We start from the raw sequence: 26,034 nt of genomic DNA, 5'->3' as shown, positions 1-26,034 counted from the left end.
ACACTATTTTGGGGTCAGGAAAAGCGTAAAGATGGCGGCGCGCGGGTGTCCGGCCAGAGCCAGGGGATAAAGTGCCACAACCGCGGGCGCGTGCGGGCAGGCGGGCAGGTCACGCGCAGCACGCGTCTCAGCAGCAGCAGAACCAGCAGGAAAATCAGGCCGGGAACATGGGCCAGCAACACACAGTAACCACACGCTTCGGCATGATCGAGCGGCATGGCAGGCGGCGGGCTCTCCGGCTGCGACATCTCATGGTGTGAATGATCGTGGTGTGCATGATCGTTCTGCGCGGGCATCGGCATACTCATCTCATGATGCATACCGGGCATCGCGCTCATCGGATCTTTTTGCAGGGCAGTAGAAATAAGGGGGGCGACGAGGATCAGCAGGATCGCAAACAGCGCCAGCCACAGGGCTGAGCGTTGGGCTCTCGTAAGATGAAAAACGTGCTTCACCGCGTCTCCTTCAGGTCGAAGCGGCATTGTAAATTAAACATCACCAGAAGGTTAATGATTTTACCCGAAGAGACAAAACGGCGTGGCGCAAAAAGGCCAGATAAGTTAGTTAAGCCGCTTTTGCAGGCCCGCCCACACCATCTGGCCTGCGCCCTGATTTTCCCGGTATGCCAGGCAAGTTAAGTGCAGCGAAATGCAGGGTTATGCATCTTCTGCCGCCACATTGCCGCCATTAAACGCCGCCAGCGGGTTGAGCGTCACCGCCTCTTCGAGATGATCGGGAGCGAAGTGGGCATAACGCATGGTTTCACGAATATTGGCATGGCCAAGGATGCGTTGCAGCACAAGGATATTGCCGCCATTCATCATAAAATGCGAGGCGAAGGTGTGGCGCAAAACGTGGGTTTTCTGCCCCTCGGCAAGGGCCAGAGAGGTAGTGGCCAGCATACGGGTGAAGTCGGCATAACAGGGCTGAAACAGCGCTCCTTCAAGCGGCGCGAGCTCATCGAACAGCCACTGCGGGATCGGCACGGTGCGGTTCCTGCCGCCTTTGGTTTTAACAAAAGTAAGTTTATTGGGTACCAGCTGGGTGCGGGTGAGAGATTCTGCTTCCCGCCAGCGCGCGCCGGTGGCAAGGCAAATTTTCACCACCCGCGTTAAATCGACATTGCCGAAACGAACACAGGCCGCCAGCAGTTCGGCGATCTGCGCCTGCGTCAGCCAGCTCATCTCGCGCTCTTTTTCGCGAAACGGCCGCACGCTCTCCAGCGGATTAGGCAGCGACCACTCGCCCAGCCGGGTGAGTTCATTAAACACCGCGCTAAGGTAGTGCTGCTCGCGGTTGACGGTGATGGGCTTCACTTTCCACTTTGCCGGGTCCGGCGTATAGCCATTGTCGATCTCACCGCTCAGGCGCTTATCGCGGTAGTGGGCCCAGGCTTTCGCCGTCAGCTGCGCAGCGATGGGATCGCCCAGCCCGCGGCAGACAATCTCCAGCTTCGCCAGCCGCGATTTGCTCGCCGCCAGCGACTGACCGTGCAGCTTATACCAGAGCGCAATCAGCTCGCTTAAGCGGCGGCGGTCGGCCTTCTCGCCGAGCCAGGGTTTCTCCTCCGCTTCCCGCTTCGCCCAGGTTTCAAAGGCTTCAGCTTCGCCTTTGGTGGCGAACTGTTTGCGGATACGCCGCCCGTCGCGCCCCTGCGGATAGACTTCGCAGAGCCACTTTCCGCTCTTCTGTTTGCTGACCGTCATTGCCGCTTACACATGCTTTTCCAGCGTGAAGAGCACCACGCCGAACGGTTCGATCTCCGCTACGCCGCACTCAAAATCGACCGCGTTATTGCTCAGACGCACTTTGCCGCCGGGCAAACGCACGACATCAAAGACATCCAGCGCATCATCAATGCCAATCACCCAGCGCCCGTTGCCAATCTTCTGCGCGGCGGTATCCACCAGCCAGCCGGCATGCAGCCCATCAATAAAGCGCAGGCTATCGGTAGCTGCTGGCGCCAGCGAAGGATCTAATGTCCAGACGCCTGCCTCTTTCAGCTCGCCAGACTCATGGCGGAATTTCGGAATGGTAATAACAGCATCGTTCTGCGCAGCAGCCGGCGCCGGATACATCTCACCCTGCCCGGTTGCCAGCCACTTCAGCGAGACGCCGGTATCCAGCGCGCAGGTGACGACCACATCACCGGGGAAGAAGTCGCGGCGCACCCAGGTGCTGATAGTGCCTGAAGAGATATCGAGCAAATCGCCTAGATCCTTTTGCATCTGGAAGCCATAGGCATCAAGAATGCGACGCAGCACCGGGCGTCCGCCCGCCGAGAGGATCTCCTCATACAATGCCTTGCCTTTTACCTGCGGCTTCTCGACCAGATTCGCATTTGCAAACTCACCGTTTACCAGCCAGTGCAGATCCGCGCCGGTATCCAGCGCGCATTTGACCACCGCTTTATAGGGCACGCTTTCCCGCTGGATCCAGCTGCTGATATTGTTCGCCGGCACATCCAGCGCCTCGGCAAGCGCTTTCTGACTGGATACGGAGTAGGACGCTGCAATGCGATCCACCACATCCTGAACACTCATCTTGTTTTCACTCATGGACACCAACATCGAAAAAGTGATTTACACAATCGCACTTGCGATTTATATTGCTGTTCATCGACCAAAATGCACAGCAGTGCACTACATTTCAAACAACAGGAGATAATGCGATATGTCAGATGCAAAATCAATGCCGTCGCATCCGTTATCCGGCTCTCAAATGCAATTCAGCACCTTTTCGCATGGACAGATGGATGAGCTGATGTCTGCCCTGCTGCCGGCGTTGCAAACCCTGATCCGCTCAGCGATGTCCGATGCGATGACGGTGAAGGATTTCGCCGCAATGCGCGGTATCAGCGAGCGTCTGGTGTGGCAGTGGCTCGATGAGGGGGTGCTGCTCAAAGCGCCAACCCGCGAGCATAACGACGCCGGTAAACGCAGCCGTACGCTGATAAACGTCAAAGCCTGGCGCGATAAATTAACGCAGCAGGCTATCGACTGCCGTTACATCGACCGACGCTCCGCCACCTCATTCGGTTAATTTTGCATTTGCGAGTTCACGCTCACGCAGGAGGATCTATGGCGATCACCTCACCTGCCGCCAGCGCACCGCTGAGTGCCGGCGAGCGGCTTACCGGGTTAAACCACATCAGCGAACTTCGCGGTCGCCACTGGGGCGACAGCTGGAGCGAGGTGGCGAACTTTATCGACGATATGCGCGACAGACGCGATGAGCAGTATGAGGCAAATGCCCGGGCGCTGGCGGCGATCTTCTTTCTCGCCCGCGTCCCCACCGCTCGCCAGGCGCTCGACCCGCATCAGCTTACCCTCGAGGAGAAGCGCGCGCTGATCGCCGCCATGAACCACTTTCGCGCCGTCGTCAGCCTGTTTCCGAAACGGCTAACCATGCCGCTTTAACCCCAACTTTCAACCCAGGACGTCAACCCGTCGGGCATCCCTTTGCCCAAAATCAGGAGAGTTACCATGAGAAAGACCGCGATTCACTCCCCCACCCGCAGCGGCGATGAAGTCACGCTGCTGCTGGCTGAAGCCCGCAATAACGAACGCCTGCGCTGCGCCGGGGCCGTTTCTGCCCGCCTTGATACGCTGGCGAGCTTTATTGCCTCCCAGCGCCTCGACTGGAGCGACGCCGCCGAGCTGTTGCGCCAGGAGGCGACTCATATCGATAACCAGGCGCTGGAGCTGCACTGATGGCCGATGAAATGGATGGCGTTCAACAACGCGAAATGGAGGAGCGCGAGCGGCATATCCTGCACGCCCGCCGCCGTTTACTCCTCCCTTCACGCTTAACCTGCGAATGCTGCGACATGCCGATACCCGAGGCACGTCGCATGGCGCTGCCGGGCGTGACCTGCTGCGTCAGCTGCCAGCAGATCGCCGAACTGAAAGATAAGCACTTCAGGAGAGGATAAGTGGCTGTCAGCCTGGCCTACCCCTGGAACGCGCCGCGCAGCGCTATTGCCAGCCCCTACCTGACCCACGCCGAACAGCACCGCCGCAATCAGCATATTGCGGCGGTGCTGCAGGCGCGTCACGCACTGGCGCTGCAACCTGCCTGCGTGCGCCTCTCCATCAGCCGCACAGAGCAAGCGCTGGAAAAGGCGCATGGCGCTGCGCGGGCGCACGCTTTTCTGCTGCGCTTCGCCAGGCAAACCCTGCCACGGCTGAAGGCGGTGAATGCCCGCTACCAGCTCGATGGCCTGCAATCACGCGTCTCAAAGGCAGTTTTCAATGGCCATTTTGATACGGCTTTCCAGCAGGCGCTGGCTGGCCGGCTGGTCGATCTGGTTCACCGCTATAACCAGTTAGCGGACTGCAACCGGGCCAGCGTCGATCGCCTGGCAGAAGATATCGCCCACTTTATCCGCGGCGAGCTGGCGGATATCGATGCCGATGAGCAGACCGAGCTGAAAACCCTGCACCGCTGGTATCACCACGCTGCTCTTATCGCCCTGCAATTTAATATCACCCCGCCGCACTGGCAGCGCGTGACGCAACACCGCGTCTGCGCGGAGGATCTCGCCCCGGCGGTGATCCGTCTTTTCAGTGAACAGTGGTGGCGCGGTCATCTTCGCCGCGCAGCGGCTCAGTGGCGCGAGCATCTGCACATCGCGCTGGGCGTGGTCAGCCGTAAAACGCAGCCCTACGCCAGCCGGGACTGCATCACTACCTGGCGCGAACAAAAGCGCCGCCACCGCGCGTTTCTCAAAAGCATGGAGCTGGAGGATGAAGAGGGAAACCGCATCAGCCTGATTGATAAGTATGATGGGTCGATAGCCAACCCGGCGATCCGCCGCTGCGAGCTGATGACGCGCATCCGCGGTTTCGAAACTATCTGTCAGTCCCTTGGCTACGTCGGCGAGTTTTACACGCTGACCGCGCCTGCCGCCTTTCACGCCACCTCCCACACCGGGCATCGCAACCTGAAATGGAACGGCGCCAGCCCGGCGCAAACCCAGGGTTACTTCACTCGTCTGTGGGCGCGCATTCGCGCCAGGCTGCACCGCGATGGCCTGCGCATTTTTGGTATTCGCGTTGCGGAGCCGCATCACGATGGCACCCCGCACTGGCATCTGCTGCTGTTTATGCAGCCGCAGGAGAGAGAGAAGGTGCGCGAGATCCTGCGTGATTTTGCCCACCAGCAAGATAGCGAGGAGCTGCGCAGCGACAAGGCGCGGAAAGCCCGTTTTCATGCCGAAGCGATCGATGCGCAAAAAGGGAGCGCGACAGGATATGTGGCGAAGTATATCGCCAAGAATATCGACGGCTACGCGCTGGATAATGAAACCGACCACGAAACGGACGCGCCGCTGAAAGAGAGCGCCTGCGCGGTCTCCGCCTGGGCGGCGCGCTGGCATATCCGCCAGTTTCAGTTTGTCGGCGGCGCACCGGTCACCGTCTACCGGGAATTACGCAAAATGGCCGACAGCGCCACGGCCAAAGGGCTGAGCGTGGAGTTCGCCGAAGTACATGATGCCGCCGATAACGGCGACTGGGCTGGCTACGTTAATGCTCAGGGCGGCCCGTTCGTGCGCCGTGACGATCTGCAGGTACGCACCCTGTATCAGGCAGAGGAGGAGTTTAACCAGTACGGCGAACCGACCGTTCGTATTCGCGGCGTGTATGACACCGTCATCGGCAGCGGTTCACCGGTGCTGACGCGCCTGAAGAAGTGGACCATTGTGCCGAAGCGCGCGGCGGCGGTTTTTCAGGGCGCGGCTGCGCCCGCTTGGAGTTCTGTCAATAACTGTACGCCCTTCGAGCCGGGTAAACCGCTAACGAATTATGAGCGGCGGCAACTCACCCGCCGGCTGCGGGAAGGGATCCTCAGCGAACGAAACGGGAGGTTAAAAACCGATCTCAACATCATTGAGAATAATGACTTTTTGGCAAGCGATAGATGGTCAGAATATTTGTCACTTCACAATACTGTTTTTTTATCAGCGACATAGTGATTAGACAAAATAATCTTCGCTTCCCATAAATATCCAGCCTATGATACTGTATATACATACAGTAAGAGAATTCATGAGAGGAATTCATGGTCTTTGAACGACTAAATAAGACTCAGCACAAATGGGCATGCGTGCAATTCATTGCCGAGGTGTCGCTTATCGCCAACTGCAAGCCTTCCGACCTGAAGCTGGCCTTAAGCCTGATCGCGGATCTGGCAGAGAGCGAGAACACTACTCCCGATGATGAGGATATTTATTACAAAGCCGAATAGCCCGCTGAACGCCATTCCGGCCACTCTCTTTACCGTACTCTTACGCACCGGCTAGCGTTTCCCTCGCCCGGTGCGTCGCTTTTTCCTCCCCGTTGTTGTACCAGCCACGCGCCAGCACCAGGCCATAGCCCTTAGCCTCTCTGTTGCGGAAACTTAACCATGGAAAAAACCTTCCGGATGGTAAGAGACGCAAAACGATGAATGCGATAACACAACAAGGCGACACCCTCGATCTGATCTGCCTGCGCTACTACGGGCGAACGGCGGGCGTCGTCGAACGCGTGCTGGCCGCCAATCCCGGTCTTGCCGAGCTGGGCGTCGTGCTCCCGCATGGCACCACCCTCACCCTGCCCGATGTCGCGGTTCAGGCCATGCAGGAGACGGTAAATCTATGGGCGTAAGTATCGAGAGAATCAGCTCGTCGCTGGCCTACTGGATTAGCGTCGCCCTGACCTTTTTTGGCGCGATGACGCCGCAAGACTTTGCCGCTTACTTCGGCGCGCTCGGCGTCGCCATGACCGTCGGCGTGAACTGGTATTACCGCCGTAAAAGCTATCTGTTCCTCAAATCCTGTGCGGTGAGCCAGGAGGTGGTCAATGGGCTTACCCGTTAAACGCTGTAGCGCGGCGGCCGTACTGGCGCTGGCGCTGCTGCTACCCGATTTTCATCTGCTGCACACCTCGCAGGCGGGGCTGGCGCTGATTACCGATCTCGAAGGCTGCCGTCTGCGCCCCTACCAGTGCAGCGCGGGAGTCTGGACCTCGGGGATTGGCCACACGGCGAAAGTGATTCCCACGCGCGATATCAGCGAAAAAGAGGCCGCCGTCAACCTGGTTGCCGACGTGCTGAACGTTGAGCGCCGCCTGGCGCACTGCGTGCCGGTGGAGATGCCGCAACCGGTCTATGACGCGGTAGTCAGTTTCACCTTTAACGTCGGCAGCGGCGCGGCGTGCGCCTCAACGCTTGCCTGGCACCTGCGCCAGAAGGCGTGGAAACAGGCCTGCGATCAGCTGCCGCGCTGGGTCTATGTCGATGGCGTACGCAACCGCGGGCTGGAAAACCGCCGCCAGCGTGAGCGCGACTGGTGCCTCCGGGGGGTGAAATGAGCACCCGCCTGGTGATAGTGGCCGCGCTACTGGCGACGCTGACCGGGCTGTGGTTGTTTGAGCAAAACCACGCTCTGCGGGCCTCTTTAGCCAACGCGCAGCAGCTGGCGCGGGAGCAGAACGCCACGCTGACGCGCCTTAAAACTGCCCTCAACGCCACTGCCGAACTGGCGGCAAAGAACCAGCAGGCGCAGGTCACGCTACGCCAGCAGCTCGATGCCGCCAGCGCGCTGGCGCTGCAACGAGAAAACGCGATTGCGAGGTTATTAAATGAGAACGAGGCTTTTCGCCACTGGTATCGCACTGAGTTACCTGATGCTGTGCGCCGGGTGCACCAACGCCCCGCCTGCCCCTCCGCCGCTCATTGTTTACAACAGCTGCCCGCAGGTCAGCCTCTGTCCGATGCCGGCAAGCGCGCCGCAAACTAACGGCGATTTGAGCGCCGATATTCGCCAGCTTGAGCACGCGCTGGTGCAGTGCGCGCTGCAAGTTGAAACCCTTAAACATTGCCAGGATGAGATCAATGCTAAAACCCAACTCTCTGCGCAGCGCCCTGATTAACGCCGTCCCGGTGCTGCACGATACCCCCTCGATGCTGCGCCTGTGGGTCGACAAAGGCAGCAATATCGCCACGCTCGCCAGCTCCTTATCGTTTGAAAAACAGTTCAGCCTCAACGTCGCGATCACCGGTTTTGACGGCGATATCGACACGCTGTTTGTGCCGGTGATGGCCTGGCTGCGCGATAACCAGCCCGACATTCTCTCCGTCGAAGCGGGGCAGAAAGGCGGCTTTAGCTGGACGCTGCTGACCAATGCCGACGGTACCCAGGATGTGACGATGGTGCTCCAGCTGACCGAGCGCACCCAGGTGAAAGAGGTCAACGGCGCGCTGATTGCCGAAACGCTGCCGGAGCCGCTGCCGCCGGCCTTCGTCACCCGCCCGAAAGAGCTCTATATCAACGGCGAGCTGGTGAGCCGCTGGCAGGCGTGATCGCCTGCACCCTACGCCACGGGCTGCGTTGTGCCAAAAGCCGGACAGCCTTGTTCAATTTTCAAAACCGGGGACGCATAGCATCATTTCGCTTATGAACAGACAACTTTCGCTTCACGAACTGGCCCGCCAGCTTCGCAATATGATCCGCACCGGAATTATCGTTGAGGTCGACCTGAAAGCCGGGCGCTGCCGGGTGCAGACCGGCGGTATGGTGACCGACTGGCTACAGTGGTTAACCCACCGTGCCGGGCGTTCGCGCAGCTGGTGGGCACCCTCCGTCGATGAGCAGGTGTTATTGCTCGCCGTCGGCGGCGAGCTGGAGACCGCCTTCGTTATGCCGGGGATTTATGCCAACGATCATCCGGCACCCTCCGCCTCGGCGGACGCCTGGCACGTCACTTTTCCCGATGGCGCGGTGTTTGAATATGAACCGCAGACCAGTGCTCTGAAGGTGAGCGGGATTAAAACTGCCGATATCACCGCGTCCGAATCGATTACCGCCAGCGTGCCGCAAGTGCTGGTGAAAGCCGCGACGCGCATCACCCTCGATACGCCGGAAGTGGTCTGCACCAATAAGCTGATCACCGCCACGCTGGAGGTGCAAAAAGGCGGCACGATGAGCGGCAATGTAACCCACAGCGGCGGCTCGCTCACCTCGAATGGCAAAGTGCTGCATAGCCACCAACACCCTGGCGACAGCGGCGGTACCACAGGAGCACCTTTATGACAGCACGTTATTTCGGCCTCGATCGCACCAGCGGGCGCAGCCTGACCGACGTCGACCATATTCGCCAGAGCATCAGCGATATTCTGCGCACGCCGGTGGGCTCGCGCGTGATGCGCCGCGATTACGGTTCGCTGCTGTTCGATATGCTCGATCAGCCGCAGACCCCGGCGCTGGCGCTGCAAATTCAGGTGGCCTGCTATATGGCGCTGCTGCAATGGGAGCCGCGCATTGCCCTCAGCGCGGTGACGGCCGAACGTCAGTTCGACGGCAAGATGGTGGTCAATCTGACCGGTCAGCTTGCCAGCACCGGCGAGTCCCTCTCTTTAACCCTTCCTGTGAGTTGATACCATGCCGATTATCGATCTGAGCCAATTGCCCGCGCCCGATGTTGTCGAGGCGCTGGATTATGAGCGCATCCTGGATGAGCGCAAAACCACCCTTGTTTCGCTGTTTCCCGCCGATCAGCAGGAGGCCATCGCCCGTACGCTGGCGCTGGAGTCCGAGCCGCTGACCAAGTTTCTCGAAGAGAATGCTTACCGCGAAGTGGTCTGGCGCCAGCGCGTCAACGAAGCGGCCCGCGCGGTGATGCTGGCGTATGCCTCAGGTGGCGATCTCGATGTACTTGGGGCGAACTACAACGTGTCTCGCCTGGTTATCACACCCGCAGACAATACGGCTATCCCACCTGTTGCAGCCGTGCTGGAAACGGACAGCGATTTTCGTCTGCGTATTCAGCAAGCACTGGAAGGTCTGAGTGTAGCCGGGTCGGTCGGTGCCTATGAGTTTCATGGCCGGAGCGCTGACGGACGCGTGGCGGATATCTCTGTCGTAAGCCCGGCGCCAGCCTGCGTCACTATTTCCGTCCTATCCCGCGACGGCAATGGTGAAGCATCACCCGATCTGCTCACAGCAGTTCGCAACGCGTTAAGTGGCGAAGATGTCAGGCCGGTGGCCGATCGCGTGACGGTACAATCAGCCAGTATCGTTGACTATCAGATCCGCGCTTCTCTGTTCCTTTATCCCGGGCCTGAACGCGAGCCTGTTCGTGCCGCCGCTGCAGCAAAACTGCGAGCCTATATTACGGCGCAGCATCGGCTCGGCCGGGATATCCGTAAATCAGCCATCTATGCAGCGCTCCATGTAGAGGGAGTACAGCGTGTAGAGCTTGCTTCACCAGCCGCAGATATCGTGCTGGATAAAACTCAGGCCTCTTACTGCTCTGATTTCAACATCGAGATCGGAGGTTCTGATGAGTAATTCGCGCTTGTTACCCGTGGGGTCAACCCCGCTTGAGGTGGCGGCGTCGCGTGCCTGCGCGGTCATAGAAAATACGCCAATACCGCTGCGCAGATTGTGGAACCCTGATACCTGCCCGGCAAACTTATTGCCCTGGCTGGCATGGGCATTTTCCGTTGACCGCTGGGATGAAGCCTGGCCGGAAAAGACCAAGCGCGACGTTATTCGCAGTGCTTATTTTATTCACTCTCACAAAGGAACCATCGGCGCGGTGCGGCGTGTCGTTGAGCCACTCGGCTATGTCATCAACATAATTGAGTGGTGGGAAAACAACGACCCGCCAGGTACGTTCCGCCTTGATATTGGCGTACTGGAAACGGGTATCACGGAGGAAATGTATAACGAGATGGAGCGGCTTATCACCGATGCGAAGCCTGCCAGCCGCCATCTCATCGGGCTCAATATCATTCAGGATGTTGCGGGATATCTCTTCGCCGGTGGGACACATTACGACGGCGACATTATTACGGTTTATCCGGGTTAAGCGAGAACAGCATGACAACGAAATACAGAACGGTAGTCACCACCGCAGGCGCGGCAAAATTTGCTGCTGCGCTTACACCAGGCGGTAAAAAAGTAAATATTACTGCGATGGCGGTCGGAGATGGCGGCGGTAATCTTCCTGAGCCTGCAGCCAGCCAGACGAAGCTCATTAATGAGGTCTGGCGCAATAAGCTGAATAAAATCAGCCAGGACAATAAATATAAAAATTACATCGTAGCCGAGCTGGTTATCCCGCCGGAAACGGGCGGATTCTGGCTGCGCGAAATGGGGCTTTATGACGACACCGGCACGCTGGTTGCCGTCAGCAATATGGCAGAGAGTTATAAGCCCAAACTCGAAGAGGGATCCGGGCGCGCGCAGACATTGCGCATGGTTATCATTCTTTCAGATCTGGCCTCCGTTGAGCTAAGGATCGACGCAACAACCGTGCTCGCCTCACAGGACTATGTCGACAGCAAGCTCCTCGAGCATGAGCAGTCGCGCCGTCATCCCGACGCCACGCTTACCGCAAAAGGCTTTACTCAACTCAGCAGCGCCACTGACAGCCTGTCAGAGACGCTCGCCGCCACACCGAAAGCGGTGAAAACGGCGTATGACCTTGCCAGCGCCAAATACACCGCGCAGGACGCCACCACGACGCAAAAAGGGATTGTCCAGCTCAGCAGCGCAACCGACAGCGAATCAGAGGCGCACGCGGCCACCTCGAAAGCACTTAAAGCGGTGGTTGATTATGCCAGTTCGAAATACGTTGCACAGGACGCCACCACTGCGCAGAAAGGTATTACCCGGCTCTATAGCGGTACCGATAGTAATACGGAAGAGCTAGCCGCGACGCCGAAAGCCGTTAAAGCGGCGTTCGATGCGGCAGTAAAAGCCAATGAGAATGCCGAAGGGCGTGTCCCGAAAGGAGCCGGTCTTAATACCTACGCTGAGCTTATCAGTGATGTTGCTGTTGATCTGCGTCAGCGTTCGGGTTTTTTTAATTCCCCCTCAGCGTTAAACGGCATGCCTGGTGGACATCCATGGAAGCATTACATCAATTCGGCTCACGGCAACAGCGTAGGTTTTAACACTACTATCGGAATTGATTTCTACGGCAATTTAATCGGCTTTGCCGCTGTCTGCGATGGCAAATTTAATCCGTGGAAGATGATCCATCACGACGGCTACAACAATTGCCCGGTAGGTACCCCGATCCCCTGGCCGTCCGATACCCTCCCGGCAGGTTATGCACTCATGGCGGGACAGACCTTTAATACCAGCGCGTATCCTTTTTTGGCGGCGGCTTACCCGTCAGGTGTGATACCGGATATGCGCGGCTGGACGGTGAAAGGCAAACCGGCAGCGGGTCGAGCGGTGTTATCTCAGGAGCTCGACGGCATCCTGTTTCATGACCACCCTGTCAGCGTTTCCGCAACTGATTTGGGGACGAGGGCAACCAGTGCTTTTGACTACGGCACCCGGGCGACCAGCATATTCGATTATGGAACAAAAACAACCAATGCCACAGGGGAGCACGCGCACTCAACGGGTTTTGGTGGGAGTTATGTTGATTCAGGTAACAACACAGCAAACCAAGTGCCACGCTGGGGGGCAGTGTCTAATTCATCAGCAGCGGGAAATCATGCGCACAGCGTGCCCATCGGGGCCCATAGCCACACCGTCGCCCTTGGCGCGCACTCACACACCGTCGCGATTGGTGCACACAGTCATACAGCAACGGTCTCCGGGGTGGGCAACCATGAAAACACCGTTAAAAACATCGCATTTAACTACATCGTGAGGCTTGCATAATGTTCAGAATGATCGACAAACCCAGGACGATCACCGTATATAACCTGAGTACGGAAACTGGTGAACTTATCGAAAAAGGTAGTGCCTACATACCGCCGCATACGGGCCTGCCTGCGCACTGCACTGACATCGAACCGCCGAAGACAGTAAACAGCAAGATCGCGGTATTTAACTCCCTCACTACAAGCTGGGAAGTGAAGGAGGATCACCGCGGCCTGACGGTGTTTGATATTAATACCGGTAAGCAACTTAATATTTCTGCACTGGGGCCATTACCAGACAATGTCACCCTGCTTTCCCCCACCGGTAATTATCAGAAGTGGGACGGCAAGAAATGGGTTGATGACGCTGAAGCGGAACGCGCGGCCAGGAAGCTGGAAATGGCGGAGCTGAAAAGCGTACTGATGACGCAGGCCAGTGAAGCCATTGCACCATTGCAGGATGCCGTTGAGCTTGAAATTGCCTCGGATAAGGAGCAGTTACAGCTTGCCGCATGGAAAAAATACCGGGTGTTTCTCAACAGGATAGACACTGAGGCATCAGACATTATCTGGCCGGAAAGGCCAGCATAAACCAGGCGGGCGTAAGCCCGCTTTTTTTATTGACCGTTGTTGTCCTGCGCAGCACCCAACCCGGACAAATAGCGCGCCGCGACGCCACACTCGAAAATAGCACTCACCCCAACACCACGGAGTTAAACGGATGAGTGATTACCATCATGGCGTTCAGGTCGTCGAAATCAACGATGGCACGCGCGTCATTTCCACAGTCTCAACGGCCATTGTCGGCATGGTTTGTACCGCCAGCGATGCAGACGCAGGGATGTTCCCCCTTAATGAACCGGTTCTGATCACTAATGTGCAGAGCGCGATCGCCAAAGCGGGCAAGCAAGGCACACTGGCGGCATCGCTGCAGGCGATTGCTGACCAGGCGAAACCGGTGATCGTTGTTGTTCGCGTTGCTGAAGGCAGCGGTGAGGATGCGCAGGCGCAGACCCTCTCCAATATCATCGGCACCACCGACGAAAACGGTAAATATACCGGCCTGAAAGCGCTGCTGACCGCCGAAGCGGTGACCGGCGTGAAACCGCGCATTCTTGGCGTACCGGGTCTTGATAGCCTCGAAGTCGCTACCGCGCTGGCACCGATTTGCCAGAAGCTGCGCGCCTTCGGTTATGTCAGCGCCTGGGGCTGCAAAACCATTTCTGAAGCGATTAAGTATCGCGAAAACTTCAGCCAGCGCGAACTGATGGTCATTTGGCCCGATTTCCTCGCCTGGAACACCGCCAGCAACAGCTCTGCCGTGGCCTACTCAACGGCTCGTGCGCTGGGTCTGCGTGCGGCGATCGATCAGTCCGCCGGCTGGCATAAAACCCTCTCCAATGTCGGCGTCAATGGCGTTACCGGCATCAGCACCCCGGTGTTCTGGGATCTGCAGGAGTCGGGCACCGATGCCGATCTGCTGAACGAAGCGGGCATTACCACGCTGATTCGCAAAGATGGCTTCCGTTTCTGGGGCAACCGCACCTGCTCCGACGATCCGCTGTTCCTGTTTGAAAACTACACCCGTACCGCGCAGGTGATTGCCGACACCATGGCTGACGCGCATATGTGGGCGGTGGACAAACCGATCACCGCATCGCTGATTCGCGACATCATCGACGGCATCAATGCCAAATTCCGCGAGCTGAAAAGCAATGGCTACATCATCGATGCCACCTGCTGGTTCGATGAAGAGGCTAACGACGCCGCATCGCTGAAGGCGGGCAAGCTCTATATCGATTACGACTATACGCCGGTGCCGCCTCTGGAAAACCTGACCCTGCGCCAGCGCATCACGGATAAGTACCTGGCGAACCTGGTCTCCTCAGTTAACAGCAAGTAAGGAACAGATAGATGGCAATGCCGCGAAAACTTAAATATATGAATGTGTTCCTCAATGGCTTTAGCTATCAGGGGATCGCCAAATCCATCACGCTGCCGAAGCTGACCCGCAAGCTGGAGAACTACCGTGGCGCAGGCATGAACGGCGTAGCACCGATTGATATGGGTCTCGATGACGAAGCCCTGTCAATGGAGTGGTCGCTGGGCGGTTTCCCGGATGCTGCCATCTGGGAACTCTATGGCGCCACCACCGCGGATGCGGTTCCGATTCGCTTTGCCGGCTCCTACCAGCGCGACGACACCGGCGAAACGGTTGCCGTTGAAGTGGTGATGCGTGGTCGTCAGAAAGAGATCGACACCGGCGAGAACAAGCCGGGCGAAGATACCGAGTCCAAAATCTCCGTGGTCTGCAGCTACTTCAAGCTGACGATGGATGGCAAGGAGCTGGTAGAAATCGACACCGTCAACATGGTGGAGAAAGTGAACGGCGTCGATCGCCTTGAGCAGCACCGCCGTAACATCGGCCTGTAATAACCGCCCGGTCAGCCTGCTGGCCGGGTACCTTTTCCCGCGAAGAAGAGAGTGAGGATGCCATGAGCAACGAAACTGACAACGTGATTACCCTGGAAACGCCGATTAAGCGCGGTGAGCAGCTGATTAACAGCGTTACGCTGATGAAACCCAATGCCGGCACGCTGCGCGGATTAAGCCTCGCGTCGGTGGCGAACGCCGATGTCGACGCGCTGATTAAAGTGCTGCCGCGCATCACCTCCCCGTCGCTGACGGAGCAGGAAGTGGGTGCCCTCGACCTGGTCGATATGGTGGCGCTGGCGGGCAAGGTGGTCGGTTTTTTGTCACCGGCTTCGGCACAGTAACTTTTCCGGCCACTCTGTCGGTTGACGATCTGATGGCGGATATTGCGGTGATCTTTCACTGGCCGCCGTCAGAACTCTACCCCCTGAGCCTGACAGAACTCATCACCTGGCGCGAGAAAGCGCTACAGCGAAGCGGAAACAGATATGAGTAACAGCGCAAAATTAGAGGAATTGCTCACGGCTGTTGATCAGGCGACGCGCCCGTTTCAATCGTTGCAGACAGAGAGTCTCTCTCTGTCTGACAGCGTGAAAGGAACGGAGAAAAACCTGCGCGGCTTGTACGGTCAGCTTGCGCAGGTCGACGACATCATGCGCGCGGAAAAAGCCCTTGCATCCGTCAATGCGCAGCTGAACGACATCAAACAGAACAGGCAAAATGCCGCCAACGGCACAGCAGCGCCAGCGATTATCGATCCCTGGAGCGGAAAACCCAGGTCGGAGAAAGCGCTCAAAAAGGAACGTCTTACCCTGCGCAGAACGATCAAAGCTAATAAGACCTCCCTGAAGACAGCCGGTATTGAGGCGAGAACGCCGTTATCCGCACGACTCCAGCTCAATAGCCGTATCAGCGATGAGTCGGCACAGTTGATCACCCAGCGCCAGGCGCTCAAACAGGAGCAGCACCAGAAGCGCCAGCTACGTGCGGCAAAAATCCAGGCCGTGCAGCAGCGCATTTTGGGTGCGGGCGAAAAGGTCTCCGCCATTGGCGAGAGAGGCAAGTCGATTGCCACCACCGGCTTTGAACTCGGCAAAAAAATTATGCAGCCGGGCTATGAAGCGTCGCTGAAAAACAGCCCGCTTGCGCCTGCGACAGCGTCTGATAACGCAGAGTCAGACGTGCAGAACAGTACCCCCGCCTCCGGAACAGCGGTTGCTACCCTGCAAAACAGCTCAGGAACAGCCGTTGCTACCCTGCAAAACAGTGCCGGTGCCCCGGGAACGGCGGTCGCAGCACTGCAAAATAGCGCTGCCGGCCCGGCTGCGGCGATGCAGAGCAGTGTCGGCAACCTGGGCACCGATCTCGAAGCCCTACAGGCGGCATATCAGTCGCTGAGCGTTGATATTTTCAGTACCCAGGAGTCATCCCTGCGATCGCTGGTGCAGACTGCGACCCGCTATGTCGGGAAGCTGCAAGAGTGGGTGCAAAATAATCAGGGCCTGGTGCAGAGTTTTGGGCTTATCGCCACGGTCGTGGTGGGCATTGCAGGCGCTGTCGGCACCGTAGCGGGCGTTATCGCGCCGGTGTTCACCGGCATCAGCACGCTTATCACCATCGCGACGACGCTTGGCAGCGTATTTACCACTATTTTCGGCGGGATAGCGGCACTATTTGGCTCACTCACCCTGCCGATTATCGCGGTTGTCGCCGCCGTTGTGTTTGCGATTTACAAATATTGGGAGCCGATTAGCGCCTTCTTTGGCGGCGTTATTGAAGGGATCAAAACGGCGTTTGCTCCCATCGCCGAGTTGTTTACACCGTTCCAGCCGCTTTTCGAGGGTATAGGTAAAGTAATAAGTGATATTGCCGGGTGGTTCGGCGATCTACTCACCCCCGTCAAAGCCAGCCAGCAAACCCTGGAGAGCTTCGGTAACGTCGGAAAAATGTTCGGTCAAGGGTTGGTATATTGGCTGATGGCTCCTTTCAAACCGCTAATAGTGCTGATCCAGGGAGTTACGTGGTTGCTGGATAAGCTCGGCGTTATTAACAAACAATCCGCTGATGCCAGCCCGGATAAGCAAACCCAACCGACCACTGGCGGTGCAGCGTTTGGCATGGTGCAACCTCCACGCTTAGAGAACTATCAGGCGGCGCGCCCTGCGGCCGGCGGCTCCTATGTCGATCAAAGCAAGAGCGAATACAACATCACTCTGCAGGGTGATATGTCGTCCGGCGGCGATGGTACGCGTCAGTTAAGAGATCTGCTGGCGCAGCACGAGCAGGAGAAACGCACTAACTCCCTTTCACAATTCAGCGCGGCAGGAGGATACGCCTCATGATGCTGGCACTTGGGCTTTTTGTTTTTATGCGGCAGACGCTGCCCTATCAAACCATGCAACGCGATAGCACCTTCAGATGGCCCAGCAACGCGCGCATGGGTAAACGCAACGCCTTTCAGTACACCGGGCCGGAAAACGACACCATCACTATCAGTGGCGAACTCTTCCCGGAGATTACCGGCGGCACGCTGTCACTTTCGGCGGTACGGCTGATGGCGGAACAGGGCAAAGCCTGGCCGCTGATTGAGGGTACGGGCATGATTTACGGGATGTTTGTGATTAATAGCGTCAGCGAAACCGGCGCTCTTTTTTACCCGGACGGCTCGCCGCGCAAAATCAACTTCACCTTGAAGCTGACCCGCGTCGATGAGTCGCTGAAAGCAATGTTTGGCGACATTTATGACCAGGGTAAGCAGTTGGCGACCGACATGCTGGAGAGGTTCTGATGCTTAATGCGTTTACAAACGGCTTAGCACGGGTACGAACGCCGGCATTTTCGCTAAAACTCGGGGAAAAGGATATTACGGGCAATATTCAGTCCCGGCTGATATCTCTGATAGTCACCGATAACCGGGGATTTGAAGCCGATATGCTGACGCTGACGCTCGATGATGCTGACGGGCAAATCGAGATGCCGGAGCGGAGCACTATTATCACGCTGGCCATCGGCTGGCAGGGTGCTGCGCTGACTGAAATGGGTACCTTTATCGTCGACCAGGTCAGCCATAAAGGGGCGCCGGATCAGGTTAGCGTTACCGCCAAAAGCGCGGATTTTCGCGGTAGCCTGAACAGCCAAAAGTCTGGCTCCTGGCATGATACGACGCTCGGTGCCATCGTTGAGGAGATTGCGAAACGTAATAAGCTGGAGAGCAGCCTGCCACCTGCGCTGTCGCAAATTAAGATTGCGCATATCGATCAGTCTAAAGAGTCCGACGCAGATTTTCTGACGCGCCTGGCGCGGCGTAACGGTGCAGAGATTGCCGTCAAATCGGGGAAATTATTCTTCATCGTTCCCGGCATGTGCATGGTGGGGGGCAAAACGATGCCCTCCGCCACAATAGCCCGTAGCGATGGCGACAGCCATGATTTCTCGGTTGCCGATCGCATCAACTACTCTGGCGTCACGGCTTACTGGCAAGATACCGCCACGCCCAAAAACCAGAACACGGTTCAATTGCAGAGAAAATCATCGCAACAGAAGATCACGCCCATTTCCCATCCGCAGGCGGTCAGCAGCGCCACAGCCTCAAAAGAGAAAACAGAGTCGACAGGCTACACGGCCGGTGCGGACGATAATGTTCTGGTTCTTACAACGACTTTCGCAAACCAGGAAGAGGCAATACGGGCGGCTCAGGCAGAATGGAGTGCTATTCAGCGTTATGGCGCACAATTTTCCCTTACGCTTGCGTTCGGTCGGGCAGATCTGCGGCCCGAAATGCCGGTCATCGTTACTGGCTTTAAAAAAGCGATCGACGATACGTTCTGGGTGATCAAAAAAGTGACCCATACCATGAACACTCAGGGTTTTATCAGCAAAGTGGAACTGGAGGTCAACATCCAGAACACAACAGTTGAAATCGTACAAAAGGGCAAAAACAACTTATAACTTGCATTTGCAAGCTTAAGAGTTATCATAACTGGCATAAACACGAAGGAGACCCCATTATGATGCATTGTCCGGTATGCCAGCAGGCCGCGCATGCGCGCTCAAGCCGCTACCTCAGTACCGAAACCAAAGAGCGTTATCACCAGTGTCAGAACGTTGAGTGTGGTTGTACATTTGTCACCCATGAATCGCTGGCACGCTATATTGTCCGGCCTCCGGCAGCGCCCACCGCTTCGCCTGCCAGCCTGCGCTAACGTCGCCATCTCATTAAGCCTGCATCCGCAGGCTTTTTTTATGCCTGTAGATCGCCTGTTTTTCTGCCGCCACTGTGCCGCCAACAGCAATAAAAAAGGGGTTAGCATTACGCTAACCCCTTGTTCTATAACACGCTTTGGATGTAGCGCGTGCGCAATCTTAGTTAAGACGCTCTTTAATACGAGCAGACTTACCGGTGCGCTCACGCAGGTAGTACAGTTTAGCTTTACGTACAGCACCACGACGTTTAACAGCAATGCTGTCAACTACCGGAGAGTGAGTCTGGAAGACACGCTCAACGCCTTCGCCGTTGGAAATTTTGCGAACAGTGAATGCAGAGTGCAGACCGCGGTTACGAATAGCGATAACCACGCCCTCGAATGCCTGCAGACGTTTTTTTGAACCTTCAACAACCCATACTTTCACTTCCACGGTATCACCCGGACGGAAGGAAGGTACGTCCTGCTTCATCTGCTCTTGTTCAATTTGCTTAATGATGTTGCTCATAATTTAATCTCTTATCCTGGGTAAACTGATATTTGGAGGGCTTAAGCCATCCCATCATGTTTCTGTTGCTGCTGTTGTGCGTGTTCGCTTTTGAACTCCGCCAGCAACCTTGCTTGCTCTTCAGTCAGAGCCAGGTTTTCCAGAAGTTCAGGTCTTCTAAGCCAGGTGCGGCCCAGCGACTGCTTCAGACGCCAGCGACGTATCTCGGCATGATTTCCCGACAGCAAAACCGCCGGTACTTCCATCCCTTCTAACACTTCAGGACGAGTATAGTGCGGACAGTCCAGCAATCCATCAGCAAAGGAGTCTTCCGTTGCTGAAGCTTCGTGGCCCAGTACCCCCGGAATAAACCGGGAAACCGAGTCAATCAGCGTCATTGCTGGCAGCTCACCGCCACTGAGCACGTAATCACCAATAGACCACTCTTCGTCAATCTCGGTCTGGATTACCCGCTCATCTATCCCTTCGTAGCGACCGCACACCAGAATCAGTTTCTGATTGGTAGCCAGTTCGCTCACGCCCGCTTGATCAAGCTTGCGTCCCTGAGGCGAAAGATAAATCACCTTCGCGCCTTCGCCCGCCGCGGCTTTCGCTGCGTGAATGGCGTCCCGTAAAGGATTCACCATCATTAGCATTCCCGGTCCGCCGCCGTAAGGACGTTCATCCACGGTACGGTGCCGGTCATGAGCGAAGTCACGTGGACTCCAGCTCTCAATGCTCAGCAGGCCTTTTTTTACTGCCCGGCCAGTTACCCCGTAGTCGGTAATCGCGCGGAACATTTCAGGAAACAGGCTAATTATGCCAATCCACATAGCGCCGTCTTTTACCGTATATCCGGAGGTTTAAAAACCAGGATCCCAATCTACTTCAATGGTTTGAGTAGCGAGATCGACTTTCTTGATAACCTGCCCATCGAGGAACGGAACCAACCGCTCCTTGATACCGAACGCATCTTTCAGGTTTGCCTTGATGACGAGAACGTCATTCGACCCGGTTTCCATCATATCGATGACTTTACCGAGGCTGTAACCTTCAGTAGTCACTACCTGGCAACCCATAAGGTCTTTCCAGTAGTAGTCACCCTCTTCCAGTTGCGGCAACTGCGCGGAATCAACGAGAATTTCGCAATTCGTCAGAAGATTCGCGGCATCGCGATCGTCAACGCCTTTAAGCTTGATGACGATATCCTGATTGTGGTAGCGCCAGCTTTCCAGCTCGATGCTCTGCCACTGACCCGCCTTCTGGATAAACCAGGGCTGATAGTCAAAAATGCTTTCGGCGTCTTCGGTGGAGGAAAACACTCTGAGCCAACCACGAATTCCGTAAGAAGATCCCAGTTTGCCAACAATAATTGGCTCAGCAGGGGCCGATGCGGTTTGTTGCTTGCTCATCATGACCACCGTGACAGATTAAGCTGCTTTCTTTGCTTCTTTGATCAGCGCGGAAACGCGATCGGAAACGGTAGCGCCCTGGCCAACCCAATGTGCGATGCGATCCAGATCCAGGCGAGTGCCTTCTTCTTTATCAGATGCGATCGGGTTGAAGAAACCAACGCGCTCAATGAAGCGACCGTTGCGTGCATTACGGCTGTCAGTAACAACAACCTGGTAGAACGGACGCTTTTTAGCGCCGTGACGAGCTAAACGAATAGTTACCATAACATCCTCTTGTGTGAATAAAACACCCGGCCCCATCGAGGAACGGAGCCTGGTGTCATATTAAAAGCCCGAAAATTTTACTCATTTTTTGCTAAAAAGCAATCGGAACGTGCGGTTCAGTGAGAGTCGAGGCCGTCGGCGTTGCCGTCAGTTTGGTGCCGGCGTGCGCGCAGAAAGCGGAGCGTACACGTAGTACGTGAGCATTTCGAGCACACCCCGGTATCAAAATGACAAATAAGCCAGGCCGGAATCAGCGGCCTGGGAAACCTGGCGGCATCATCCCCTTCATCCCGCGCATCATCTTCGCCATACCGCCCTTCTTCATCTTCTTCATCATGCGCTGCATGTCGTCGAACTGTTTGAGCAGACGGTTTACATCCTGCACCTGCATACCGCAGCCTGCGGCGATGCGGCGTTTGCGCGAGCCTTTGATGATGTCCGGGTTGGCGCGCTCTTTGAAGGTCATCGAGTTGATGATCGCTTCCATCCGCACCAGCACTTTGTCATCCATCTGCGCTTTAACGTTATCCGGGATCTGGCCCATGCCCGGCAGCTTGCCCATCAGACTCGCCATACCGCCCATGTTTTTCATCTGGCGCAACTGCTCCAGGAAGTCGGTCAGATCGAAGCCGTCGCCTTTTTTCAGCTTGTTTGCCAGCTTCTCAGCCTGCGCGCGGTCAACTTTGCTTTCGATATCTTCGATCAGCGACAGCACATCGCCCATGCCGAGAATACGCGACGCGATACGATCCGGGTGGAACGGCTCCAGCGCTTCGGTTTTCTCGCCGACGCCGAGGAACTTAATCGGCTTACCGGTGATATGGCGGATAGAGAGCGCAGCACCGCCGCGGGCATCGCCGTCCACTTTGGTCAGCACAACACCGGTCAGCGGCAGCGCTTCATTAAAGGCTTTTGCCGTGTTGGCGGCATCCTGACCGGTCATGGCGTCGACAACAAACAGCGTCTCAACGGGCTTAATCGCCGCGTGAACCTGTTTGATCTCCTCCATCATCGCTTCATCAACGTGCAGACGACCGGCGGTATCCACCAGCAGCACGTCATAAAACTTCAGCTTCGCCTCTTTCAGCGCCGCGTTAACGATGTCGACCGGCTTTTGCGCGACGTCAGAGGGGAAGAAATCGACCTCGACCTGCTGCGCCAGCGTCTCCAGCTGTTTGATCGCCGCCGGGCGGTAAACGTCCGCGGAGACGACCATCACTTTCTTCTTGTGCTTCTCGCGCAGGAACTTACCGAGCTTACCAACGCTGGTGGTTTTACCCGCACCCTGCAGGCCCGCCATCAGCACTACCGCCGGTGGCTGCGCCGCCAGGTTGAGGCTCTGGTTCTCTTCGCCCATCGCGGCAACCAGTTCGTTGCGCACGATTTTGACGAACTCCTGGCCCGGGGTCAGACTCTTGTTGACTTCGTGGCCTACCGCTTTCTCTTTCACGCGGTTGATAAAGTCACGCACTACCGGCAGCGCAACGTCAGCTTCCAGCAGCGCCATGCGCACTTCGCGCAGGGTCTCTTTGATGTTGTCTTCAGTGAGGCGTCCACGGCCACTGATATTGCGCAGTGAGCGCGACAAACGATCGGTTAAATTATCAAACATTGTCTCTCGCCTGAGGTGATACGATTGGCCGCCAGCGCGACGCATAACAGAAATTCGCCGCAGTATAGCATGAAGACATCGCGGCTGTATGTGATGGAACTGTTGGAGGCTGAGTCACGTAACGTTATACTGCTTCTCTTTCTCTCTTAGTCAACTGTCGACACGCCTATGCCCGTTTTTGCCCTGATCGCTCTTGTTGCCTACTCAACCAGCATCGCGCTGATTGTTCCCAGCTTGTTACAAAAAAATAGCGGCTGGCGCAAAATGGCCATCTTTTCAGCGGTGCTTGCGCTTATATTCCACGGCTTCGCGCTGAAAGAGCGCATCTTCCCTGACGATGGCGGTCAAAACCTCAGCCTGCTGAACGTCGGTTCACTGGTCAGCCTGATGATCTGTACGGTGATGACGATTGTCGCCTCGAAAAACCGCGGCTGGCTGCTGCTGCCGATTGTTTATACGTTTGCGTTAATCAATCTCGCTTTCGCCATTTTTATGCCGAATGAGTTCATCACCCATCTGGAAACCACGCCCGGCATGATGGTGCATATCGGTCTGTCGCTGTTCGCCTACGCCACCTTAATTATCGCGGCCATGTATGCGCTCCAGTTGGCGTGGATCGATTACCAGCTGAAGAACAAAAAGCTGGCTTTCAGCAATGAAATGCCGCCGCTGCTGGTGATTGAACGCAAGATGTTTCATATCACCCAGGTCGGCGTGGTGCTGCTGACGCTGACGCTCTGCACCGGTCTGTTCTATATGCAGAACCTGTTCAGCATGGAAAATATCGACAAAGCGGTGCTCTCGATCATCGCCTGGTTTGTCTATATTGTCCTGCTGTGGGGCCACTATCATGAAGGCTGGCGCGGTCGCCGCGTCGTCTGGTTCAACGTCGCAGGAGCCGGTATTTTAACGCTCGCCTATTTCGGCAGCCGCGTCCTGCAACATTTCGTAAGTTAAAGCAAAGGAGTTCCCCCTGGAACACATCTCCACCACGACGCTGATTATTACGCTTATCATCATGGTCGTGGTTTCAGCCTATTTCTCCGGTTCAGAAACCGGAATGATGACCCTCAACCGCTATCGCCTGCGCCATATGGCCAAACAGGGCAACCGTGCGGCCAAACGCGTCGAAAAGCTGCTGCGTAAGCCGGATCGCCTGATTAGCCTGGTGCTGATCGGCAACAACCTGGTCAATATTCTCGCCTCGTCGCTGGCGACTATTGTCGGTATGCGCCTGTACGGCAATGCCGGGGTTGCCATCGCTACCGGTGTGCTGACCTTCGTAGTGCTGGTCTTTTCTGAAGTGCTGCCAAAAACCATCGCTGCGCTTTATCCGGAAAAGGTCGCCTTTCCCAGCAGCCTGCTGCTCGGCCCGCTGCAAATTATCATGCTGCCGCTGGTGTGGCTGCTGAACGGCGTGACGCGCATTTTGATGCGTATGATTGGCATTAAAGCCGATGTGGTGGTCAGCGGTGCGCTCAGTAAAGAGGAACTGCGCACCATCGTTCATGAGTCGCGCTCGAAAATTTCCCGCCGCAATCAGGATATGCTGCTGTCGATTCTCGATCTGGAGAAGGTCAACGTCGACGACATCATGGTGCCGCGCAATGAGATCGTTGGTATCGATATCAATGATGACTGGAAATCGATTGTGCGCCAGCTGACCCACTCGCCGCACGGCCGCATTGTGCTTTACCGCGACTCGCTGGATGACACCATCAGCATGCTGCGCGTGCGTGAAGCCTATCGCCTGATGACCGAGAAAAAGGAGTTCACCAAAGAGGTGATGCTGCGCGCCGCCGATGAAATTTACTATGTGCCGGAAGGCACGCCGCTCAGCGTTCAGCTGGTGAAGTTTCAGCGCAATAAGAAGAAAGTCGGCCTGGTGGTGGATGAATATGGCGATATTCAGGGGCTGGTGACGGTCGAAGATATTCTTGAAGAGATTGTCGGGGATTTCACCACGTCTATGTCGCCTGCGCTGGCGGATGAAGCGACGCCGCAGAATGACGGTTCGGTGATTATTGACGGCAGCGCCAGCGTACGCGAGCTGAACAAAGCCTTTAACTGGCGATTACCGGAAGATGAAGCGCGCACCATCAACGGCATGGTGCTTGAAGAGTTAGAAGAGATCCCGGCGGCGGGAACGCGCGTGCGCATTGAGCAGTATGATATCGATATTCTCGATGTGCAGGAGAACATGATTAAACAGGTAAAAGTGATCCCGGTTAAAGCGCTGCGGGAGAGCGTTACAGAGTAAAAAAAACCCTCTCATGATGAGAGGGTTTTAGTTTTATGCTTTCGCTTTGGCGACGGTGACCATCGCGGCGCGAATAGTGCGACCATTCAGGGTGAACCCTTTCTGCATCACACCCAGCACGTTGCCGGCGCTGACCTCTTCCGACTCGACCATCGCAATCGCCTGATGCACATTTGGATCCAGTGGAACGTTGGTGTCGGCAATCACCTCAACACCAAATTTCTTCACCACATCCAGCATGTTTTTCAGGGTCAGTTCGATACCTTCGACCATCGGCGCCATCTCGGCGTTCTCTTTGTCAGCCACTTCCAGCGCGCGATCCAGACTATCGATAACCGGCAGCAGTTCATTAATGAACTTCTCCAGCGCAAATTTGTGCGCTTTCTCGATATCCAGTTCGGTACGGCGACGCAGGTTTTCCATCTCCGCTTTGATACGCAGCACCGTCTCGCGCTCGCGGGTTTCCGCTGCTGCTAACTGCGCTTCCAGATTCGCAATTTTCTCATCGCGCGGATCCACCTGCTCAGCCGCTTCGTCAGGCTCAACTACTGCCTCAACGTCGTCGTGCTGTTCCTTGATAATTTCTTCCGGGGACTGCCCGTCAGGCGTTTTCTGTTCTTCACTACTCATGAATTTCTCCGCGTTTTTTTGCAATCATCTCGCTAACCTGCATTATTATGGGGATCCGTTTCCTGGATTCAAGGGAACAA

Annotated in this window: 37 protein-coding genes; 28 read left to right on the top strand and 9 right to left on the bottom strand. The window is 56.4% G+C overall.

The window, feature by feature from the left end; translation table 11 throughout:
* Nucleotides 1–14 precede the first annotated feature (14 nt).
* The 3 genes from ACWPW2_RS19930 to ACWPW2_RS19920 all read right to left on the bottom strand — a co-directional run bounded on the left by ACWPW2_RS19930 (nt 15) and on the right by ACWPW2_RS19920 (nt 2,558).
* Nucleotides 15–482, bottom strand: a complete 468-nt coding sequence (locus ACWPW2_RS19930; protein ID WP_454124925.1) for a DUF2946 domain-containing protein — start codon at nt 480–482, stop codon at nt 15–17.
* Between the two features lie 174 nt (nt 483–656).
* Nucleotides 657–1,706 (bottom strand): site-specific integrase, encoded by a 1,050-nt coding sequence (locus tag ACWPW2_RS19925; protein ID WP_124967551.1) that lies wholly within the window; start codon nt 1,704–1,706, stop codon nt 657–659.
* A gap of 6 nt (nt 1,707–1,712) precedes the next feature.
* Nucleotides 1,713–2,558, bottom strand: a complete 846-nt coding sequence (locus ACWPW2_RS19920) for a helix-turn-helix domain-containing protein (protein WP_279794328.1) — start codon at nt 2,556–2,558, stop codon at nt 1,713–1,715.
* A 193-nt stretch (nt 2,559–2,751) separates the two neighbouring features.
* Here ACWPW2_RS19920 and ACWPW2_RS19915 point away from each other — a divergent pair, with 193 nt between their 5' ends.
* The 26 genes from ACWPW2_RS19915 to ACWPW2_RS19790 all read left to right on the top strand — a co-directional run bounded on the left by ACWPW2_RS19915 (nt 2,752) and on the right by ACWPW2_RS19790 (nt 19,286).
* Nucleotides 2,752–3,042 carry a Cro/Cl family transcriptional regulator gene (locus ACWPW2_RS19915; protein ID WP_454125291.1) on the top strand — a complete coding sequence of 97 codons (291 nt, stop codon included), beginning with the start codon at nt 2,752–2,754 and terminating at the stop codon, nt 3,040–3,042.
* Between the two features lie 38 nt (nt 3,043–3,080).
* Nucleotides 3,081–3,419, top strand: coding sequence for a DUF5347 domain-containing protein (locus tag ACWPW2_RS19910; RefSeq protein ID WP_023480646.1), 339 nt, complete (start codon nt 3,081–3,083; stop codon nt 3,417–3,419).
* A 66-nt stretch (nt 3,420–3,485) separates the two neighbouring features.
* Complete coding sequence (locus ACWPW2_RS19905) at nt 3,486–3,713, top strand: DUF2732 family protein (protein WP_279794329.1); 228 nt, start codon at nt 3,486–3,488, stop codon at nt 3,711–3,713.
* The gene (locus ACWPW2_RS19900) at nt 3,713–3,934 is read left to right on the top strand and encodes a TraR/DksA C4-type zinc finger protein (RefSeq protein ID WP_124967547.1); all 222 of its coding nucleotides are present in this window, start codon (nt 3,713–3,715) and stop codon (nt 3,932–3,934) included. The genes ACWPW2_RS19905 and ACWPW2_RS19900 overlap by 1 nt, the downstream gene beginning before the upstream one ends.
* A complete protein-coding gene (locus ACWPW2_RS19895; RefSeq protein WP_454124922.1) occupies nt 3,935–5,974 on the top strand; it encodes a replication endonuclease in 2,040 nt (679 codons plus the stop codon). It abuts the gene before it with no gap.
* Between the two features lie 89 nt (nt 5,975–6,063).
* Nucleotides 6,064–6,249 carry a hypothetical protein gene (locus ACWPW2_RS19890; protein WP_023480627.1) on the top strand — a complete coding sequence of 62 codons (186 nt, stop codon included), beginning with the start codon at nt 6,064–6,066 and terminating at the stop codon, nt 6,247–6,249.
* 197 nt (nt 6,250–6,446) lie between these two features.
* Entirely contained in the window at nt 6,447–6,650 is a 204-nt protein-coding gene (locus ACWPW2_RS19885; RefSeq protein WP_023480535.1) for a tail protein X, read from the top strand.
* Complete coding sequence (locus tag ACWPW2_RS19880) at nt 6,641–6,862, top strand: HP1 family phage holin (RefSeq protein WP_023480641.1); 222 nt, start codon at nt 6,641–6,643, stop codon at nt 6,860–6,862. Before ACWPW2_RS19885 ends, ACWPW2_RS19880 begins: the two co-directional genes overlap by 10 nt.
* Complete coding sequence (locus tag ACWPW2_RS19875) at nt 6,846–7,355, top strand: lysozyme (RefSeq protein ID WP_054804231.1); 510 nt, start codon at nt 6,846–6,848, stop codon at nt 7,353–7,355. The genes ACWPW2_RS19880 and ACWPW2_RS19875 overlap by 17 nt, the downstream gene beginning before the upstream one ends.
* Nucleotides 7,352–7,783, top strand: coding sequence for an Rz-like lysis system protein LysB (gene lysB, locus ACWPW2_RS19870; RefSeq protein ID WP_454124918.1), 432 nt, complete (start codon nt 7,352–7,354; stop codon nt 7,781–7,783). The genes ACWPW2_RS19875 and lysB overlap by 4 nt, the downstream gene beginning before the upstream one ends.
* A complete protein-coding gene (gene lysC / locus ACWPW2_RS19865) occupies nt 7,671–7,916 on the top strand; it encodes an Rz1-like lysis system protein LysC (protein ID WP_241175006.1) in 246 nt (81 codons plus the stop codon). The genes lysB and lysC overlap by 113 nt, the downstream gene beginning before the upstream one ends.
* The gene (locus ACWPW2_RS19860; RefSeq protein ID WP_454124916.1) at nt 7,879–8,346 is read left to right on the top strand and encodes a phage tail protein; all 468 of its coding nucleotides are present in this window, start codon (nt 7,879–7,881) and stop codon (nt 8,344–8,346) included. Before lysC ends, ACWPW2_RS19860 begins: the two co-directional genes overlap by 38 nt.
* Nucleotides 8,347–8,440: 94 nt before the next feature.
* Nucleotides 8,441–9,076 carry a phage baseplate assembly protein V gene (locus ACWPW2_RS19855; protein WP_454124914.1) on the top strand — a complete coding sequence of 212 codons (636 nt, stop codon included), beginning with the start codon at nt 8,441–8,443 and terminating at the stop codon, nt 9,074–9,076.
* On the top strand, nt 9,073–9,420 hold the full coding sequence (locus tag ACWPW2_RS19850) for a GPW/gp25 family protein (RefSeq protein WP_454124912.1): 348 nt from the start codon (nt 9,073–9,075) through the stop codon (nt 9,418–9,420). The genes ACWPW2_RS19855 and ACWPW2_RS19850 overlap by 4 nt, the downstream gene beginning before the upstream one ends.
* Before the next feature lie 4 nt (nt 9,421–9,424).
* On the top strand, nt 9,425–10,333 hold the full coding sequence (locus tag ACWPW2_RS19845; protein WP_312122515.1) for a baseplate assembly protein: 909 nt from the start codon (nt 9,425–9,427) through the stop codon (nt 10,331–10,333).
* The gene (locus ACWPW2_RS19840) at nt 10,326–10,856 is read left to right on the top strand and encodes a phage tail protein I (protein ID WP_023480579.1); all 531 of its coding nucleotides are present in this window, start codon (nt 10,326–10,328) and stop codon (nt 10,854–10,856) included. Before ACWPW2_RS19845 ends, ACWPW2_RS19840 begins: the two co-directional genes overlap by 8 nt.
* Nucleotides 10,857–10,867: 11 nt before the next feature.
* A complete protein-coding gene (locus ACWPW2_RS19835; RefSeq protein WP_454124909.1) occupies nt 10,868–12,670 on the top strand; it encodes a phage tail-collar fiber domain-containing protein in 1,803 nt (600 codons plus the stop codon).
* Nucleotides 12,667–13,242 (top strand): tail fiber assembly protein, encoded by a 576-nt coding sequence (locus ACWPW2_RS19830; protein WP_034813573.1) that lies wholly within the window; start codon nt 12,667–12,669, stop codon nt 13,240–13,242. Before ACWPW2_RS19835 ends, ACWPW2_RS19830 begins: the two co-directional genes overlap by 4 nt.
* A 130-nt stretch (nt 13,243–13,372) precedes the next feature.
* A complete protein-coding gene (locus tag ACWPW2_RS19825; RefSeq protein ID WP_124967535.1) occupies nt 13,373–14,554 on the top strand; it encodes a phage tail sheath protein in 1,182 nt (393 codons plus the stop codon).
* An 11-nt stretch (nt 14,555–14,565) separates the two neighbouring features.
* Complete coding sequence (locus ACWPW2_RS19820; RefSeq protein WP_023480575.1) at nt 14,566–15,084, top strand: phage major tail tube protein; 519 nt, start codon at nt 14,566–14,568, stop codon at nt 15,082–15,084.
* 62 nt (nt 15,085–15,146) lie between these two features.
* Entirely contained in the window at nt 15,147–15,428 is a 282-nt protein-coding gene (locus ACWPW2_RS19815) for a phage tail assembly protein (RefSeq protein WP_042713148.1), read from the top strand.
* Nucleotides 15,429–15,460: 32 nt separating this feature from the next.
* Nucleotides 15,461–15,580, top strand: coding sequence for a GpE family phage tail protein (locus ACWPW2_RS19810; RefSeq protein ID WP_034813568.1), 120 nt, complete (start codon nt 15,461–15,463; stop codon nt 15,578–15,580).
* Nucleotides 15,573–17,426, top strand: a complete 1,854-nt coding sequence (locus ACWPW2_RS19805; protein ID WP_454124906.1) for a phage tail tape measure protein — start codon at nt 15,573–15,575, stop codon at nt 17,424–17,426. The genes ACWPW2_RS19810 and ACWPW2_RS19805 overlap by 8 nt, the downstream gene beginning before the upstream one ends.
* On the top strand, nt 17,423–17,872 hold the full coding sequence (locus ACWPW2_RS19800; RefSeq protein WP_023480638.1) for a phage tail protein: 450 nt from the start codon (nt 17,423–17,425) through the stop codon (nt 17,870–17,872). Before ACWPW2_RS19805 ends, ACWPW2_RS19800 begins: the two co-directional genes overlap by 4 nt.
* A complete protein-coding gene (locus ACWPW2_RS19795) occupies nt 17,872–19,032 on the top strand; it encodes a phage late control D family protein (RefSeq protein WP_454124904.1) in 1,161 nt (386 codons plus the stop codon). The genes ACWPW2_RS19800 and ACWPW2_RS19795 overlap by 1 nt, the downstream gene beginning before the upstream one ends.
* Nucleotides 19,033–19,091: 59 nt before the next feature.
* Nucleotides 19,092–19,286 carry an ogr/Delta-like zinc finger family protein gene (locus ACWPW2_RS19790; protein ID WP_454124902.1) on the top strand — a complete coding sequence of 65 codons (195 nt, stop codon included), beginning with the start codon at nt 19,092–19,094 and terminating at the stop codon, nt 19,284–19,286.
* Nucleotides 19,287–19,446: 160 nt separating this feature from the next.
* On the opposite strand, the gene rplS is transcribed toward ACWPW2_RS19790, so the two are convergent.
* The 5 genes from rplS to ffh all read right to left on the bottom strand — a co-directional run bounded on the left by rplS (nt 19,447) and on the right by ffh (nt 23,064).
* A complete protein-coding gene (gene rplS, locus ACWPW2_RS19785; protein WP_006178051.1) occupies nt 19,447–19,794 on the bottom strand; it encodes a 50S ribosomal protein L19 in 348 nt (115 codons plus the stop codon).
* A 41-nt stretch (nt 19,795–19,835) separates the two neighbouring features.
* The gene (gene trmD / locus ACWPW2_RS19780) at nt 19,836–20,606 is read right to left on the bottom strand and encodes a tRNA (guanosine(37)-N1)-methyltransferase TrmD (protein WP_023480607.1); all 771 of its coding nucleotides are present in this window, start codon (nt 20,604–20,606) and stop codon (nt 19,836–19,838) included.
* Nucleotides 20,607–20,636: 30 nt separating this feature from the next.
* On the bottom strand, nt 20,637–21,185 hold the full coding sequence (rimM, locus tag ACWPW2_RS19775; protein ID WP_023480523.1) for a ribosome maturation factor RimM: 549 nt from the start codon (nt 21,183–21,185) through the stop codon (nt 20,637–20,639).
* An 18-nt stretch (nt 21,186–21,203) separates the two neighbouring features.
* Nucleotides 21,204–21,452: a 30S ribosomal protein S16 gene (rpsP, locus tag ACWPW2_RS19770; protein WP_023480584.1), complete on the bottom strand. Its 249-nt coding sequence runs from the start codon at nt 21,450–21,452 to the stop codon at nt 21,204–21,206.
* A 250-nt stretch (nt 21,453–21,702) separates the two neighbouring features.
* Nucleotides 21,703–23,064, bottom strand: a complete 1,362-nt coding sequence (gene ffh, locus ACWPW2_RS19765; protein WP_023480583.1) for a signal recognition particle protein — start codon at nt 23,062–23,064, stop codon at nt 21,703–21,705.
* A 168-nt stretch (nt 23,065–23,232) separates the two neighbouring features.
* On the opposite strand from ffh, the gene ACWPW2_RS19760 reads away from it, so the two are divergent.
* Both ACWPW2_RS19760 and ACWPW2_RS19755 read left to right on the top strand, forming a co-directional pair.
* Nucleotides 23,233–24,021, top strand: coding sequence for a cytochrome C assembly family protein (locus ACWPW2_RS19760; protein WP_023480617.1), 789 nt, complete (start codon nt 23,233–23,235; stop codon nt 24,019–24,021).
* A gap of 16 nt (nt 24,022–24,037) precedes the next feature.
* A complete protein-coding gene (locus ACWPW2_RS19755; protein ID WP_094421679.1) occupies nt 24,038–25,324 on the top strand; it encodes an HlyC/CorC family transporter in 1,287 nt (428 codons plus the stop codon).
* A gap of 33 nt (nt 25,325–25,357) precedes the next feature.
* Here the strand turns inward: ACWPW2_RS19755 and grpE are convergent, their stop codons facing one another.
* Nucleotides 25,358–25,954 (bottom strand): nucleotide exchange factor GrpE, encoded by a 597-nt coding sequence (gene grpE, locus ACWPW2_RS19750; RefSeq protein WP_023480606.1) that lies wholly within the window; start codon nt 25,952–25,954, stop codon nt 25,358–25,360.
* Nucleotides 25,955–26,034: the final 80 nt, after the last annotated feature.

The organism is Kosakonia sp. Marseille-Q7440 (assembly GCF_965119485.1).
Note: the sequence above shows the minus strand (reverse complement) of the source record. Positions and strands in the feature narration are given on the sequence as shown.

Bases quoted from the DNA above. Each gene is read 5' to 3' on its own strand.
- ACWPW2_RS19930 (WP_454124925.1), bottom strand. From the start codon at position 482: ATGCCGCTTCGACCTGAAGGAGACGCGGTGAAGCACGTTTTTCATCTT.
- ACWPW2_RS19925 (WP_124967551.1), bottom strand. From the start codon at position 1,706: ATGACGGTCAGCAAACAGAAGAGCGGAAAGTGGCTCTGCGAAGTCTAT.
- ACWPW2_RS19920 (WP_279794328.1), bottom strand. From the start codon at position 2,558: ATGAGTGAAAACAAGATGAGTGTTCAGGATGTGGTGGATCGCATTGCA.
- ACWPW2_RS19915 (WP_454125291.1), top strand. From the start codon at position 2,752: ATGGATGAGCTGATGTCTGCCCTGCTGCCGGCGTTGCAAACCCTGATC.
- ACWPW2_RS19910 (WP_023480646.1), top strand. From the start codon at position 3,081: ATGGCGATCACCTCACCTGCCGCCAGCGCACCGCTGAGTGCCGGCGAG.
- ACWPW2_RS19905 (WP_279794329.1), top strand. From the start codon at position 3,486: ATGAGAAAGACCGCGATTCACTCCCCCACCCGCAGCGGCGATGAAGTC.
- ACWPW2_RS19900 (WP_124967547.1), top strand. From the start codon at position 3,713: ATGGCCGATGAAATGGATGGCGTTCAACAACGCGAAATGGAGGAGCGC.
- ACWPW2_RS19890 (WP_023480627.1), top strand. From the start codon at position 6,064: ATGGTCTTTGAACGACTAAATAAGACTCAGCACAAATGGGCATGCGTG.
- ACWPW2_RS19885 (WP_023480535.1), top strand. From the start codon at position 6,447: ATGAATGCGATAACACAACAAGGCGACACCCTCGATCTGATCTGCCTG.
- ACWPW2_RS19880 (WP_023480641.1), top strand. From the start codon at position 6,641: ATGGGCGTAAGTATCGAGAGAATCAGCTCGTCGCTGGCCTACTGGATT.
- ACWPW2_RS19875 (WP_054804231.1), top strand. From the start codon at position 6,846: ATGGGCTTACCCGTTAAACGCTGTAGCGCGGCGGCCGTACTGGCGCTG.
- lysB (WP_454124918.1), top strand. From the start codon at position 7,352: ATGAGCACCCGCCTGGTGATAGTGGCCGCGCTACTGGCGACGCTGACC.
- lysC (WP_241175006.1), top strand. From the start codon at position 7,671: ATGCTGTGCGCCGGGTGCACCAACGCCCCGCCTGCCCCTCCGCCGCTC.
- ACWPW2_RS19860 (WP_454124916.1), top strand. From the start codon at position 7,879: ATGCTAAAACCCAACTCTCTGCGCAGCGCCCTGATTAACGCCGTCCCG.
- ACWPW2_RS19855 (WP_454124914.1), top strand. From the start codon at position 8,441: ATGAACAGACAACTTTCGCTTCACGAACTGGCCCGCCAGCTTCGCAAT.
- ACWPW2_RS19850 (WP_454124912.1), top strand. From the start codon at position 9,073: ATGACAGCACGTTATTTCGGCCTCGATCGCACCAGCGGGCGCAGCCTG.
- ACWPW2_RS19845 (WP_312122515.1), top strand. From the start codon at position 9,425: ATGCCGATTATCGATCTGAGCCAATTGCCCGCGCCCGATGTTGTCGAG.
- ACWPW2_RS19840 (WP_023480579.1), top strand. From the start codon at position 10,326: ATGAGTAATTCGCGCTTGTTACCCGTGGGGTCAACCCCGCTTGAGGTG.
- ACWPW2_RS19835 (WP_454124909.1), top strand. From the start codon at position 10,868: ATGACAACGAAATACAGAACGGTAGTCACCACCGCAGGCGCGGCAAAA.
- ACWPW2_RS19825 (WP_124967535.1), top strand. From the start codon at position 13,373: ATGAGTGATTACCATCATGGCGTTCAGGTCGTCGAAATCAACGATGGC.
- ACWPW2_RS19820 (WP_023480575.1), top strand. From the start codon at position 14,566: ATGGCAATGCCGCGAAAACTTAAATATATGAATGTGTTCCTCAATGGC.
- ACWPW2_RS19815 (WP_042713148.1), top strand. From the start codon at position 15,147: ATGAGCAACGAAACTGACAACGTGATTACCCTGGAAACGCCGATTAAG.
- ACWPW2_RS19810 (WP_034813568.1), top strand. From the start codon at position 15,461: ATGGCGGATATTGCGGTGATCTTTCACTGGCCGCCGTCAGAACTCTAC.
- ACWPW2_RS19805 (WP_454124906.1), top strand. From the start codon at position 15,573: ATGAGTAACAGCGCAAAATTAGAGGAATTGCTCACGGCTGTTGATCAG.
- ACWPW2_RS19800 (WP_023480638.1), top strand. From the start codon at position 17,423: ATGATGCTGGCACTTGGGCTTTTTGTTTTTATGCGGCAGACGCTGCCC.
- ACWPW2_RS19795 (WP_454124904.1), top strand. From the start codon at position 17,872: ATGCTTAATGCGTTTACAAACGGCTTAGCACGGGTACGAACGCCGGCA.
- ACWPW2_RS19790 (WP_454124902.1), top strand. From the start codon at position 19,092: ATGATGCATTGTCCGGTATGCCAGCAGGCCGCGCATGCGCGCTCAAGC.
- rplS (WP_006178051.1), bottom strand. From the start codon at position 19,794: ATGAGCAACATCATTAAGCAAATTGAACAAGAGCAGATGAAGCAGGAC.
- trmD (WP_023480607.1), bottom strand. From the start codon at position 20,606: ATGTGGATTGGCATAATTAGCCTGTTTCCTGAAATGTTCCGCGCGATT.
- rimM (WP_023480523.1), bottom strand. From the start codon at position 21,185: ATGAGCAAGCAACAAACCGCATCGGCCCCTGCTGAGCCAATTATTGTT.
- rpsP (WP_023480584.1), bottom strand. From the start codon at position 21,452: ATGGTAACTATTCGTTTAGCTCGTCACGGCGCTAAAAAGCGTCCGTTC.
- ffh (WP_023480583.1), bottom strand. From the start codon at position 23,064: ATGTTTGATAATTTAACCGATCGTTTGTCGCGCTCACTGCGCAATATC.
- ACWPW2_RS19760 (WP_023480617.1), top strand. From the start codon at position 23,233: ATGCCCGTTTTTGCCCTGATCGCTCTTGTTGCCTACTCAACCAGCATC.
- grpE (WP_023480606.1), bottom strand. From the start codon at position 25,954: ATGAGTAGTGAAGAACAGAAAACGCCTGACGGGCAGTCCCCGGAAGAA.